The sequence below is a fragment of the Microbacterium capsulatum genome, assembly GCF_030865425.1.
Taxonomy (GTDB): Bacteria; Actinomycetota; Actinomycetes; order Actinomycetales; family Microbacteriaceae; genus Microbacterium; species Microbacterium capsulatum.
Map to the genome: position 1 here is coordinate 54,843 of NZ_JAVFCB010000005.1, position 12,264 is coordinate 67,106.

Genomic DNA, 12,264 nt, shown 5'->3' on the forward strand with positions numbered 1-12,264 from the left:
CGCCCCGCGCCGCGTGGTCCGCGGGCGAGAAACCACATTCGGCATGAGACATCGGGCCTGGATTGGTGTCTCGTTCAGGATCTGGTTTCTCGCGCAGCGAACGCCCCGGGAGAACGCCGTGGCGCGTCACGGCGGCGGTCCTGCAGCGTGTGCAGCATGACCGGGTCGGCGGGTCGCGCGTACGCGACGCCCGCGGTGGTCAGCGCTCTCTGCAGCGGTGTCACCCGCCATGCGTCGGCGAGATCCCAGCGGCCGAACGGGTGTCCGTGCCGTCGGAGCCTGTCCTCGCGTCGCTTCTCCTCGATCAGGCGTTCGGCGGCGGCGTCGGGGTCCTCGAATCCGTACTTTCCCCAGCCGTCCGCCTCGCCGATGACGCGCGAGCCCGGGAAGTGGAAGTCCACGCGATCCTCCGCGCCCTCGTAGTGGAACACCCTCTGCAGCTCCGGTCGCGGGAACCCGGACCATTCGATCACGGCGCGACTGACGCTCTCCGCGGGCGATTCGGCACGATCGTCGGCATGCTCCCACAGCCAGCGCTGCCGTGCGGAACCGCGCGACGACACCCGGGAGGCACCGAGCCCGCGCAGACGGCCAAGGCTCAGCGGGCCACCCTGAGCGGGGGAGAGCGCAGCGTCGAACACCGCCAGGGCACGCGCCGGGGGCAGCGCCCGGCCGAGGTCGGCGACGGTGTCGAGCAGCGACGTGACGAGCACCCCGCCCCGCCGCTCGAGAACACGCTCGTCCTCGCTCGTGTGCACGGCCACATCGCCGAAGCGTCGTGAGCGCGGCCGCTCGGGGCTGTGCACATGGATGTCGCGGGTCTCGCCGAACAGGGGCAGTCCGTGCACGACCGCGGCAGACTCGAGGCACAGCGCGGCGTCGGGGTGCGCGCGAACGAACGCGTGCACGCGGACGGCGTAGCGCTCCCAGGGCTTCAGCGCCTCGTAGGCCGTGCGGTCGGCGTAGATCCCGGGCCGGATCCTGACGAACGCGGTCGTGCGGATCCGGATCCCGAAGGCGCGCGCCTCGCCGACGGTGACCAACGGCACAGGCGCGGCGGTCGTGGCGCGGTCGGAGAGCAGGAGGGGCATGGTGCCATCGTGGGCCGTACGCGGCACCGGATCCGCGCCGCCTCCGCAGTCGGTGCAGAACCGGCACGAGCGCCGCGCTGTGCGGAGCGAGCGGACGCGGCCGGCGACGGTGCCGAGAAACCACAATCTGCACGAGACACCACGTCCGGGCTGATGTCTCATGTTGGATCTGGTTTCTCGCGTGAGGGGGCAGGCGGGAGCGCGGGGCCAGGCGGGAGCGCGCGGGGCGGGGCGCGGGAGCGCGGGGCGCGGGGCGGCGTGCGGGGGCGGGGCTCGCACGGGCCTCAAAGCCGGATCCGGCACAATGGGAGGACACAGCAATCGGATCCGCGTGCGCGGATCCGGAACGGGAGAGAGATACATGGCCGCTGCCAAGGGCAGGACCAACGGGTTCGCCATCGGAGTCACCGCAGCCGTGGTGGCCGTCCTCATCGTGCTGGTCGGTGTGGTCGTGTTCCTGAACAACAAGGCGACCGACCCGGGCGAGAAGCCGGTCGGCTCGCACATCACCGACACGGGCGGGATCGTCTTCGGCGACTCGAAGACCAACACCGTCACGACCTACGTCGACTTCCTCTGCCCGATCTGCAACCAGTTCGAGCAGTCCGAGGGCGACACCATCAAGCAGCAGGTCGACTCCGGCAAGAGCGCCCTGCAGGTGCAGCCGGTCTCCATCCTCGACAGCCGCACCTCGCCCGCCGGCTACTCCAGCCGCGCCGCGTCGGCGATGTACTCCGTCGCGATCCACGACTACAAGAACGCGTACGCCTTCATGCAGGCGCTCTACGCGGGCCAGCCCCAGGAGGGCTCGGCCGGTCTCACCGACGACCAGATCATCGACATCGCGAAGCAGGCCGGGGTCAACGTGACCAGCGATCTCGAGAAGGAGATCAAGGCGCACAAGTACCAGAAATGGGCCCAGGCGGCGCAGCTGCCGCAGGGCGCCAGCGGCACCCCGACCCTCGTGATCAACGGGAAGCAGATCCCGGTCACGATGAACCCCAACGCGGACATCCTGCCGCACCTGAAGTAGCAGGACAGGTCCCGGAAGGGCGCGGATCCTGCGGGACCGCGCCCTTCTCCCTTTCCGCGAACGGCGTCCCGGATCCCATTTGGCGGATCCGCGGATGCGGACTACCATAGATCTTTGGTGCTCTGCGCCTTGGTCCGGCGTGTCCGGATCCGCGGGCATCACAACCACCCACCCACCGCAGATCGACCGGTCTGCAGAAGCGTCAGCGAGGCTATGGCTAAGAAAGACGGTGTCATCGAGATCGAGGGCGTCGTGTCCGAGGCTCTGCCCAACGCGATGTTCCGCGTTGAGCTCAGCAACGGGCACAAGGTTCTTGCAACGATCTCCGGAAAGATGCGGCAGAACTACATCCGCATCATCCCCGAGGATCGCGTCGTCGTGGAGCTCTCGCCCTACGACCTCACGCGCGGCCGCATCGTCTACCGCTACCGCTAGGCCGGTCGAGAAGTAACACCCCAGGCGTCCGCGCCTGCCCGGTGAAGACAGCGATAAAGGAAACAACATGAAGGTCAACCCCAGCGTCAAGCCGATCTGCGACCACTGCAAGGTGATCCGCCGCCACGGCCGCGTCATGGTGATCTGCAAGAGCAACCCGCGCCACAAGCAGCGCCAGGGCTGAGTCGGAGCGGATCACGGCGGCGCAGCCGCCTTGATGCGCTCGCGACTCAAGGTCGAGCGAGCACGCGCGCAGCGCGAGCGAGGCGAAACCCCTTGCAAGGACAACTGAATATTCGACCGCGTTTCGTCTCGGTCGCTGTGCGTCCTCGCGCAACGACCCCGAGAGGGCGGCACTTCACAGGCAGGATCAGAACCCGCGAGGGGGACACCTCGGGCGGAGGCCCGGGCACCGATCCTGCTCCACACCTCCACAACACTCCAGGAGTTACCGCATGGCACGTCTTGCCGGCGTCGACATCCCGCGCGACAAGCGCGTGGTGATCGCCCTCACGTACATCTACGGCATCGGCCGTACCCGTTCGGTCGAGATCCTCAAGGCCACCGAGATCGACGAGTCGATCCGCGTCAAGGACCTCACCGACGACCAGCTCGTCGCCCTCCGCGACTACATCGAAGGCACCTACAAGGTGGAGGGTGACCTCCGTCGCGAGGTCGCCGCCGACATCCGCCGCAAGGTCGAGATCGGCTCCTACGAGGGCCTCCGCCACCGTCGTGGCCTTCCGGTCCGCGGTCAGCGCACCAAGACCAACGCGCGCACCCGCAAGGGTCCGAAGCGCACCGTCGCCGGCAAGAAGAAGGCCCGCTAAGCGGCCAGGGAATAGGAGAACACTTTCATGGCTGCACCCAAGGCCGCCGCGCGCAAGCCGCGCCGCAAGGAGAAGAAGAACATCGCGCTGGGCCAGGCCCACATCAAGTCGACGTTCAACAACACCATCGTCTCGATCACCGACCCGTCCGGCGCTGTCATCAGCTGGGCCTCGTCCGGTGGCGTGGGCTTCAAGGGCTCGCGCAAGTCGACGCCGTACGCCGCCGGCATGGCCGCGGAGTCCGCCGCCCGCCAGGCGCAGGAGCACGGCGTCAAGAAGGTCGACGTCTTCGTCAAGGGCCCGGGCTCCGGTCGCGAGACCGCGATCCGCTCGCTGCAGGCCGCCGGCCTCGAGGTGGGCTCGATCCAGGATGTGACGCCGCAGGCGCACAACGGCTGCCGCCCGCCGAAGCGCCGCCGCGTCTGATCGCCTCTTGCGCCTCCGATCCCGACCCGCTCGGGACCGGGGGCGCATCGCGGCGACTGCCCGCGTCATAGACAACTCAAGACCTCACCCCCCACGTGTCATATAGCGGGCACGTGATCGAAAGGAACAACAGTGCTCATCGCACAGCGTCCCACTCTCACCGAGGAAAAGATCGCCGAGAACCGCAGCCGGTTCGTCATCGAGCCGCTCGAGCCCGGCTTCGGCTACACGATCGGCAACGCGCTGCGTCGCAGCCTGCTCTCGTCGATCCCCGGCGCGGCCGTCACGAGCGTCCGCATCGACGGCGTCCTCCACGAGTTCAGCACCATCCCCGGTGTGAAGGAGGATGTCACCGAGATCATCCTCAACATCAAGCAGCTGGTCGTCTCCTCGGAGCGCGACGAGCCGATCACCGCCTACCTGCGCAAGACCGGCGCCGGTGAGGTCACCGCGGCGGACATCTCCGCTCCGGCCGGCGTCGAGGTGCACAACCCCGAGCTGGTCATCGCGACCCTCAACGACACCGCGAAGTTCGAGCTCGAGCTCACCATCGAGCGCGGCCGCGGCTACGTGTCGGCCGCTCAGAACCGCAGCGAGTACGCCGAGGCGGGCCAGATCCCGATCGACTCGATCTACTCGCCCGTGCTCAAGGTCAGCTACCGCGTCGACGCCACCCGCGCCGGCGAGCGCACCGACTTCGACAAGCTCGTGCTGGACGTCGAGACGAAGTCGGCGATCATCCCGCGCGACGCCGTCGCGTCGGCGGGTCGCACGCTGACCGAGCTGTTCGGCCTCGCCCGCGAGCTGAACGTCGAGGCCGAGGGCATCGAGATCGGCCCGGCGCCGGTCGAGGCCGTCCTCTCGAACGAGCTGTCCATGCCGATCGAGGACCTCGATCTGTCGGTCCGCTCGTACAACTGCCTCAAGCGCGAAGGCATCAACACGGTTTCCGAGCTCGTCGCCCTGTCGGAGACGCAGCTCATGAACATCCGCAATTTCGGACAGAAGTCGGTGGACGAGGTGCGCGACAAGCTCGTCTCGCTCGGCCTGTCGCTCAAGGATTCGGTGCCCGGTTTCGACGGCGCCCACTTCTACGGCGGCTCCGAAGACGAGTCCTTCTGATACCCGAACCTTTCCGATCCAGGAGCTAGAAAAACATGCCCAAGCCCACGAAGGGTCCCCGCCTCGGAGGCGGCCCCGCCCACGAGCGTCTGCTGCTCGCGAACCTCGCCGCTCAGCTGTTCGTGCACAAGTCGATCAAGACCACCGAGACCAAGGCCAAGCGCCTGCGTCCGCTGGCCGAGCGTCTCGTCACCTTCGGCAAGCGCGGTGACCTGCACGCGCGTCGTCGCGTGCTGTCGGTCCTGCGCAACAAGGAGGCGACGCACGTCCTGTTCGCCGAGATCGCCCCGCTGGTCGCGGAGCGCGAGGGCGGCTACACCCGCATCACCAAGGTCGGCAACCGCAAGGGCGACAACGCCCCCATGGCCGTCATCGAGCTCGTCCTCGAGCCCGTCACCCCGAAGGTGAAGAAGGCCGCGAAGCCCGCCGCCAAGGCCGAGGCCGCTCCGGTCGCCGAGCCGGTCGAGGAGGTCGTGGAGGAGGTCGTCGAGACCCCCGCCGAGGCCGAGGTCGAGGCCGAGGTCGTCGAGGAGGCGCCCGCCGCCGACGAGGCTGCCGCCGAGGCCGCCGAGTAAGCTCGCTCATCGTTCGGAGCCCGTCGTCCCCCTGTGGGGCGGCGGGCTTCGTCTTTCGCGGGTGAACGATCCGCGGATCCGCTCGCTGGTCGCGAATCGTCGCCATCGGCCGGGAATGAGGGCATGTCGCGACCAGCGAGCAGGATCGACGAGGGGCGCCAGGGGGCAGGCTTTCAGAGCGCGGGCCAGGCCTTCAGGGGGCGGGGCAGACCGAGATGCCGGGGGAGGTCGCCAGGGGGGATCCGCCCGGGCACGGACCCAGGATCAGGATCCGGGTGTTCCGCATCGCCGGAGCGTCGAACAGGCCCGCGTGCGCGCCGGAGAGCACGACGTACGACACCGGTGGGCCCCAGGGCTGCGCGGCGAGCCAGTCCACGCCGTTCTGCCGCACCCAGGCCGCGATCGGCGCCGCGGCCGCGCGCTGCTCGGCCAGCGTCTGCGTGTTCGGCGGCCGCAGCGTGCGCGCGGCGTCTCCGAGCGCACCGCCGGCCACCACGACGGTCAGAACGGCCGCTGAGACCACCGCCACCGCCCGCACGGGTATGGTCAGCGCCGGACGGCCGTCGGAGCGTCCTGCGGCCTCCTGGGGGCCGTAGCGTCGCCACAGCGCGCCCGCGGCCCGCACCGCGAGGGCGGCCAGGATCGGTGCGAACGCGAAGACGCCCACGGCGGGGTGCCGGACCCACAGCGGCAGCTGCGCGGCCTGCGCCCACCAGCCGACGAACGCGAGCAGCCCGACGGCGGATCCGAACCCGAGCGCGAGCAGCTGCGGATCCCGATCCCGCCACGGCAGCGCCGCGAGGACGACGACGGCGGCCGCGAGCACGACCGCCAGCGCGACCAGCCAACCCGGCACGAACCAGGCGCCGGCGAGGGTGCTCAGCTTCTCCGGCACCGTCGTCGGTTGGTAGTGCTGGCCGCCGCTGCGCACGAATCCGACCAGACCGCGCAGGTGCTCGACGTAGCCGGACGGGCCGAGTGACACGAGCGCGGCGAGCTCCACCAGCACGGTCGGGGCGGCCACCAGCACGAGTGGCAGGATCCCGCGGCGCAGCGTCGCGACGACTCTCGCGCGGAAGGGGCCGGGCGGGGTGAGCAGGAACAGCGCGACCGCGAACGCGGGCAGCGCCAGCAGGGCGATCAGCTTCGCCTGCACCGCGAGCCCGAGCAGCAGGCCCGCCGGCCAGGCACGGCGGGGGAGGACCACGAGGGCCCACACGATCAGCGCCGCGGCGGGGATCTCGCCCAGCAGGTCCGCGGGACCCTGGATCGGCGACACGCTGCCGGCGGTGTCGAACGCGAGCGGCAGCGCGACGGCGATGAGCGCACCGAAGCGCCCGGCGAGGCGCCTGCCGATCACGCCGACCCCGACCAGCAGCAGCACCCAGTATGCGAGCGGCACGAGGCGGGCGCCGATCACCGGATCGATCCCGGTCGCGAGCAGGGCCGCGACCGGCAGCAGGACGACCGGGCCGGTCGAGATCCGCGGGTCGAACGGGGTCAGGGTCGAACCCGACAGCGTGCCGTCGCTCGTGTAGCCGAGACCGGCGAGCAGGTTGCGCGGGACGGTGAGGTTGAAGGCCTCGTCCTCCCAGAACCGCAGCACCGTGAGGCTGTGCCACATCACGAGCGCGTTCGCCGCGATCAGGGCGGCGAACAGGATCCAGAACAGCGTCCCCGTGAGGCCCTGGACGGTGCGGCTCCGCATCATGACGACGAGGATACGGCGGCGGCGCCGATGCGGCGCAGCGGGGCGCCGGGGCGGAGCGAGCAGCGCCACACCTCGCGGAGCGCGTCCCGGGCGAACAGCACGAGCTTCTTCGGCGGCAGCGAGGGGCGGGCGACCTTGCCCCACATGGTGCCCGTCGACGAGGCGCCGCGGCGGGGGATGCTGCGCACCCGCAGGTATCGGACGGACAGGCCGGCGCGGACCTCCGCGAGCGAGAAGTGCACGTGCGGGACGAGGGCCTCGGCGGGCACCGCGTCGACGAGGATCCGCAGGGACGCGGGGCGGTACGCCCGCAGGGGAGTGTTCACGTCGGGCACGCCGTGGCCGACCGAGGCGGCGATGAGCAGCCGCACGCAGGCGGTCAGCGCCCGGCGGTACCAGGCGTCGGTGCGGCCGCGGCGCACGCCGTGCACGACGTCCGCGCCGGTGCTCTGCAGTGCGCGCACGACGTCGGCGATCTCGGATCCGATGAACTGCCCGTCGCCGTCGACGTGGACGAGGGCGTCGGGGTCGAGCGCGAGGCCCGCGCGGTAGGCGGCGAGAGCGGTCGGCCCGTGCCCGCGGTTCGCGGGCTGCGTCTCGACGCGCACGTCGGCGATGCCGGAGAGGGCGTCGGCGGTGCCGTCGGTGGAGCGGTCGTCTGCGACGACGAAGGTGACGCGCGCGGCGAGCGGGGCGACCGCGTCGCGGATCTCGTCGATGAAACCGCCGATGCCTTCGACTTCGTTGTAGGCCGGCATCACGACGGCAAGATGGGCGTACTGCACACGATCCTCAGATGTCCGTGGAGGCGTCACGAGCCGCGCCTTCCCCGGGTAGTCTAGTGGGGCTATGGATCGCCGTTCCCGGTTGCGCCGTCTCGCCGGAGTCGGCACCCGCTTCCTCATCGTCGGCGGGATCAGCACCCTGATCGAGGTCGGCGCCTTCAACCTGTTCGTCTACGCGTTCGGATGGGACCTCGTCGTCGCCAAGGTCGCGGCCTCGCTCGTCGCCCTGGTGAACGCCTACATCGGCAACCGGGAGTGGACGTTCCGCCACCGCGACCGCCGCGGCCGCGTCGCCGAGATCGTGCTGTTCCTCGTGACGAACCTCGTCTGCACCGGGCTCGGTGCGGGCATCGTGTGGCTCGGCGCCGAGATCATGCTGGGGCTCACCGGCCGTCAGCCCGGCCCCGCGGTCGTGAACGTGATCAACCTCGCCAGCATCGCGATCATCGTGCTCGTGCGGTTCGTGCTGTACCACTACATCGTGTTCCGGACGGCGCCCGCGGTCGTGGCCGTCGCGGAACCGGATCCGGTCGAGCCGGGGCGCTGAGTCAGCCCCGGGCGCGCAGGTCCTTGCGGAGGATCTTGCCGGAGCTGGACTTCGGGATCCGGTCGACGAACTCGACGATCCGCACCTTCTCGTGCGGGGCGACGTGCGCGGCGACGTGCGCCATCACGCCGTCGGCGTCGAGCTCGGCGTCGGCCTGCAGCACGACGAACGCCTTCGGCACCTCCTGGCCGTCCTCGTCCGGCGCGCCGATCACGGCCGCGTCGGCGATCGCCGGATGCGCGAGCAGCACGGCCTCGAGCACGGCCGGGGCGACCTGGTAGCCCTTGTACTTGATGAGCTCCTTGAGACGGTCGACGATCCGGAACACGCCGCCGGCGGTCGCCGTCGCGACGTCGCCCGTGTGCAGCCAGCCGTCGGCGTCGATCATCTCGGCCGTCGCGTCCGGGCGGTTCAGATACCCCTTCATCACCTGCGGGCCGCGGATGAGCAGCTCGCCGGGTTCGCTCGGGCCGTCGGCGGGGGCGAGGATCTCGGATCCGTCCTCCGCGGTCAGTCGCCCCTCGGTGTTCGGGAGCAGCAGGCCGACCGAGGAGAGGTCGATGTCGTCACGGTCGACCGGGATCGTGTGGGTGACCGGGCTGGTCTCGGTCATGCCGTAGCCCTGGCGGACGACGCAGTCGAGGCGGGCGGCGACCGCTGCGGCGAGGGATCCGTCCAGTGGCGCGGCGCCGGAGAACACGACCTTGACCGCGCTCGTGTCGTACTGGTCGACGAGCGGGTGCTTGGCGAGGGCCACGGCGATCGGCGGGGCGATGAACAGCCACGTGGTGCGCTGCTCGGCGATGATCCGGAGGAACTCGACGAGGTCGAACTTCGGCATCGTGACGAGAGCGGCACGCTCGCGCACGGCGAGGTTGAGCAGCACGGTCATGCCGTAGATGTGGAAGAACGGCAGTACCGCGAGGACCCGGTCCTCGTCGTTCAGATCGATTCCGATCGTGCTCTGCGCGACGTTCGCGACGAGGTTGCGATGCGTGAGCATGACCCCCTTGGGGCGCCCCGTGGTGCCGGACGAGTACGGCAGCACGGCGACATGGGTGGCCGGATCGAAGGACACCGCCGGGGCCGCGTGCCCCTCGGAGAGCAGGTCGCGCAGGGACGGATGCCCCTCCGCGCCGTCGAGGACGATGAGCTGCGCGGCCGGGATCCCGAGCCGCTCGGCGGCCGCCTGCGCCTGCGGGAGCAGCGGGCTCACGGTGATCAGCCAGGAGGCCGAGGCGTCCTGCAGCTGGCTCGCGATCTCCTCGGCGGTGTAGAGCGCGTTGATCGTGGTCGCGGTCGCGCCGGCGCGGAGGATCCCGTGGAACACCGTCGCGAACGCGGGGACGTTCGGGCAGAGCAGGCCGACCGCGTCGCCGACGCCGATGCCGCGCGCGGCGAGCGCACCGGCGAACAGGTCGATCTGGCCGACCAGCTGGCGGAATGTGGTCTCGGCGCCGCTCATCCCGTCGACGAGCGCGACCCGATCCAGGTCCTGCTCGCGGAGATCGCCGAAGAGGTACTCGTGGACGGAGACGTCGGGGATCTCGACATCCGGAAACGTGCTGCTGACCATGGGATCTCCTTCGATCTCGGTCGTGCGGTCGGGCACCGCCGTCGCCTGCGACTCAGTGTGGCACAGCTCGGCACGGGGCCCCACTGCGCGAGAAACCACTTTCGGCACGAGACACCCGGCCTGGTGTGGTGTGTCATACGGAAAGTGGTTTCTCGGTGGGAGGGCGCCGCGGGGCGGGGGCGGGGACGGCGGGGCGGGGATCGGCGGGGCGGGGATCGGTACCCTGGATCGGTGCGCATCCGTCTCGACATCGCCTACGACGGCACCCACTTCCGCGGGTGGGCGAAGCAGCCGACGCTGCGGACCGTGCAGGGCACGCTCGAGGCCGCGCTGGCCCGGATCGTCGGACCCTCGAGCGACGCCGTGGCGGGGCCGCAGCTCACCGTGGCCGGCCGCACCGACGCCGGCGTGCACGCGACGGGGCAGGTCGCGCACGTCGACCTCGACGAACAGCAGTGGGGGCGGGTGGCCTCGCGCAACGGGCGGGCGGCGGTGGATCCCGCGGGCTCGCTCGCGGGGCGGATCAACGGCGTGCTCGGCCAGTACCCGGACGTCACCGTCACCCGCACCTCGCTCGCGCCGGAGGGGTTCGACGCGCGCTTCTCCGCGGTGTGGCGCCGCTACCGGTACCGGCTCGCCGACGCCCGCGCCGGCTACGACCCGCTGCTGCGGCACGACACCACCACGATCCGCGGCGCGCTGGACGACCAGGCGATGGACGCCGCTGCGTGCACCCTGATCGGACTGCACGATTTCGCCGCGTACTGCAAGGCGCGCGAGGAGGCGACGACGATCCGCACCCTGCTCGACTACCGGTGGACCCGCGACGCGTCCGGGGTGCTCGTCGCCGAGGTCAAGGCCGACGCGTTCTGCCACAGCATGGTGCGCGCCCTGGTCGGCGCCTGCGCCGCCGTGGGGGAGGGGAGGCTCGCGGTGGAGGACCTCACCGCGCTCCGCGACGAGCTCACCCGGACGAGCGCGTTCAAGGTGCTCGCCGCCCGCGGGCTGACGCTCACCGAGGTCGGCTACCCCGCCGACGCGCTGCTCTCCGCGAGGGCGGAGCAGACCCGCAACCGACGCGACCTGGACGGCTGAGCCGGATCCGATCCACCCGTCGAGCCGGATCCGATCCCGCCCGTCGAGCCGGATCCGATCCGCCCTGCTCGCCGGGCTGCTCGCTGGTCGCGACACGCCCTCATTCGGCCGGAGTGGCGACGATTCGCGACCAGCGAGCTTCTGGGGTGCTTCTCCCTCCACTGCTCGCTGGTCGCGACACGCCCTCATTCGGCCGGAGTGGCGACGATTCGCGACCAGCGAGCGAAGAGGGGGGAGGCGGATCGGGCCGGCGGATCCGGCCGGCCGGCGGATCCGCCCGGGCGGAGGGCGGGCCGGAGAATGCCCGGGCGAACCCGCCGTCATACCCAGCCGGAGGAGAGTGCGCGCGAGTACGGTGGTCCCGTGCGGATCATCTCCTACAACCTGCGCAAGCACCGGGCTGCGCACGAGCTCGACGACCTCGTCGCGGGGCATGATCCTGACGTCCTCTGTCTGCAGGAGGGCGACACCGCCTCTCTCCCGGAGCGGGCGGGCGACCTCGTCCTCGCGCACACCACCCAGCGCAACCGGCTGGGGCTCGCGATCTACTACCGGGAGAGCGACTTCAAGCTCGTCGACTCCGCCACGGTCTCGGTGAAGAAGTCCCTGCACGACCATGTGCTGCGCCCCGCGCATGAGCGCCTGCTGGGAGTGCGGCTGCGCGACATCGACGCCGGCCGCGACTTCCTCATCGCCTCGCTGCACGCCGCCCCGCTCACCGCGCGCAACGCGCTGCGCCGCGACCAGATCCGCGCCGCGCTCGCCGAGCTGTCCGAGCTCGGCTGGGGGCTGCCGCAGCTCATCGTCGGCGACTTCAACTACCCCGTGTTCAAGGAGCGCCTCTCCGAGCACATGCGCGACGTCGGCTACGAACTCGTGATGAGCGACCAGCACACGTACACCCGCTACCGGGTGTTCCGCGGCTTCTACGACTTCGCCGCGGCGTCGGGTTTCATCGTCGAGACGGTCCGCACGCTTCCGCAGGGCGAGTCCGACCACCTGCCGATCCTCGTCACCGCGCACCCGAAGTAGCCGGGA

At 70.7% G+C, this 12,264-nt stretch carries 14 protein-coding genes; 10 read left to right on the forward strand and 4 right to left on the reverse strand.

All coding sequences use genetic code 11. The annotated features are described in order from the left end of the window. Nucleotides 1-74 precede the first annotated feature (74 nt). A complete protein-coding gene (locus tag RBR11_RS09840; protein WP_308489158.1) occupies nucleotides 75-1,091 on the reverse strand; it encodes a hypothetical protein in 1,017 nt (338 codons plus the stop codon). A gap of 361 nt (nucleotides 1,092-1,452) precedes the next feature. Between RBR11_RS09840 and RBR11_RS09845 the strand changes: the two genes are divergently transcribed. From RBR11_RS09845 to rplQ, 7 genes are all read left to right on the forward strand, one after another. Beyond that, entirely contained in the window at nucleotides 1,453-2,124 is a 672-nt protein-coding gene (locus tag RBR11_RS09845) for a DsbA family protein (protein ID WP_308489159.1), read from the forward strand. A 213-nt stretch (nucleotides 2,125-2,337) separates the two neighbouring features. After that, complete coding sequence (gene infA / locus RBR11_RS09850) at nucleotides 2,338-2,559, forward strand: translation initiation factor IF-1 (RefSeq protein WP_018171468.1); 222 nt, start codon at nucleotides 2,338-2,340, stop codon at nucleotides 2,557-2,559. A 67-nt stretch (nucleotides 2,560-2,626) separates the two neighbouring features. Beyond that, nucleotides 2,627-2,743 carry a 50S ribosomal protein L36 gene (rpmJ, locus tag RBR11_RS09855; protein ID WP_005050492.1) on the forward strand — a complete coding sequence of 39 codons (117 nt, stop codon included), beginning with the start codon at nucleotides 2,627-2,629 and terminating at the stop codon, nucleotides 2,741-2,743. A 271-nt stretch (nucleotides 2,744-3,014) separates the two neighbouring features. Further along, nucleotides 3,015-3,389, forward strand: coding sequence for a 30S ribosomal protein S13 (gene rpsM / locus RBR11_RS09860; RefSeq protein WP_159574864.1), 375 nt, complete (start codon nucleotides 3,015-3,017; stop codon nucleotides 3,387-3,389). Between the two features lie 27 nt (nucleotides 3,390-3,416). Beyond that, a complete protein-coding gene (rpsK, locus tag RBR11_RS09865) occupies nucleotides 3,417-3,815 on the forward strand; it encodes a 30S ribosomal protein S11 (protein ID WP_045249905.1) in 399 nt (132 codons plus the stop codon). A gap of 132 nt (nucleotides 3,816-3,947) precedes the next feature. Next, nucleotides 3,948-4,937 carry a DNA-directed RNA polymerase subunit alpha gene (locus RBR11_RS09870; RefSeq protein ID WP_308489160.1) on the forward strand — a complete coding sequence of 330 codons (990 nt, stop codon included), beginning with the start codon at nucleotides 3,948-3,950 and terminating at the stop codon, nucleotides 4,935-4,937. A gap of 35 nt (nucleotides 4,938-4,972) precedes the next feature. Next, nucleotides 4,973-5,512, forward strand: a complete 540-nt coding sequence (gene rplQ, locus RBR11_RS09875) for a 50S ribosomal protein L17 (protein ID WP_308489161.1) — start codon at nucleotides 4,973-4,975, stop codon at nucleotides 5,510-5,512. Between the two features lie 193 nt (nucleotides 5,513-5,705). On the opposite strand, the gene RBR11_RS09880 is transcribed toward rplQ, so the two are convergent. Next, entirely contained in the window at nucleotides 5,706-7,223 is a 1,518-nt protein-coding gene (locus tag RBR11_RS09880) for a hypothetical protein (RefSeq protein ID WP_308489162.1), read from the reverse strand. Continuing rightward, complete coding sequence (locus RBR11_RS09885; protein ID WP_308489163.1) at nucleotides 7,220-8,008, reverse strand: glycosyltransferase family 2 protein; 789 nt, start codon at nucleotides 8,006-8,008, stop codon at nucleotides 7,220-7,222. The genes RBR11_RS09880 and RBR11_RS09885 overlap by 4 nt, the downstream gene beginning before the upstream one ends. 64 nt (nucleotides 8,009-8,072) lie before the next feature. On the opposite strand from RBR11_RS09885, the gene RBR11_RS09890 reads away from it, so the two are divergent. Continuing rightward, nucleotides 8,073-8,555 carry a GtrA family protein gene (locus RBR11_RS09890; protein ID WP_308489164.1) on the forward strand — a complete coding sequence of 161 codons (483 nt, stop codon included), beginning with the start codon at nucleotides 8,073-8,075 and terminating at the stop codon, nucleotides 8,553-8,555. 1 nt (nucleotide 8,556) lies between these two features. Here RBR11_RS09890 and RBR11_RS09895 read toward each other — a convergent pair whose 3' ends face one another. Further along, on the reverse strand, nucleotides 8,557-10,131 hold the full coding sequence (locus RBR11_RS09895) for an AMP-binding protein (protein ID WP_308489165.1): 1,575 nt from the start codon (nucleotides 10,129-10,131) through the stop codon (nucleotides 8,557-8,559). A gap of 231 nt (nucleotides 10,132-10,362) precedes the next feature. Between RBR11_RS09895 and truA the strand changes: the two genes are divergently transcribed. Continuing rightward, complete coding sequence (truA, locus tag RBR11_RS09900; protein WP_308489166.1) at nucleotides 10,363-11,226, forward strand: tRNA pseudouridine(38-40) synthase TruA; 864 nt, start codon at nucleotides 10,363-10,365, stop codon at nucleotides 11,224-11,226. Nucleotides 11,227-11,589: 363 nt separating this feature from the next. Then, complete coding sequence (locus RBR11_RS09905; RefSeq protein WP_308489167.1) at nucleotides 11,590-12,258, forward strand: endonuclease/exonuclease/phosphatase family protein; 669 nt, start codon at nucleotides 11,590-11,592, stop codon at nucleotides 12,256-12,258. Nucleotides 12,259-12,264 lie beyond the last annotated feature (6 nt).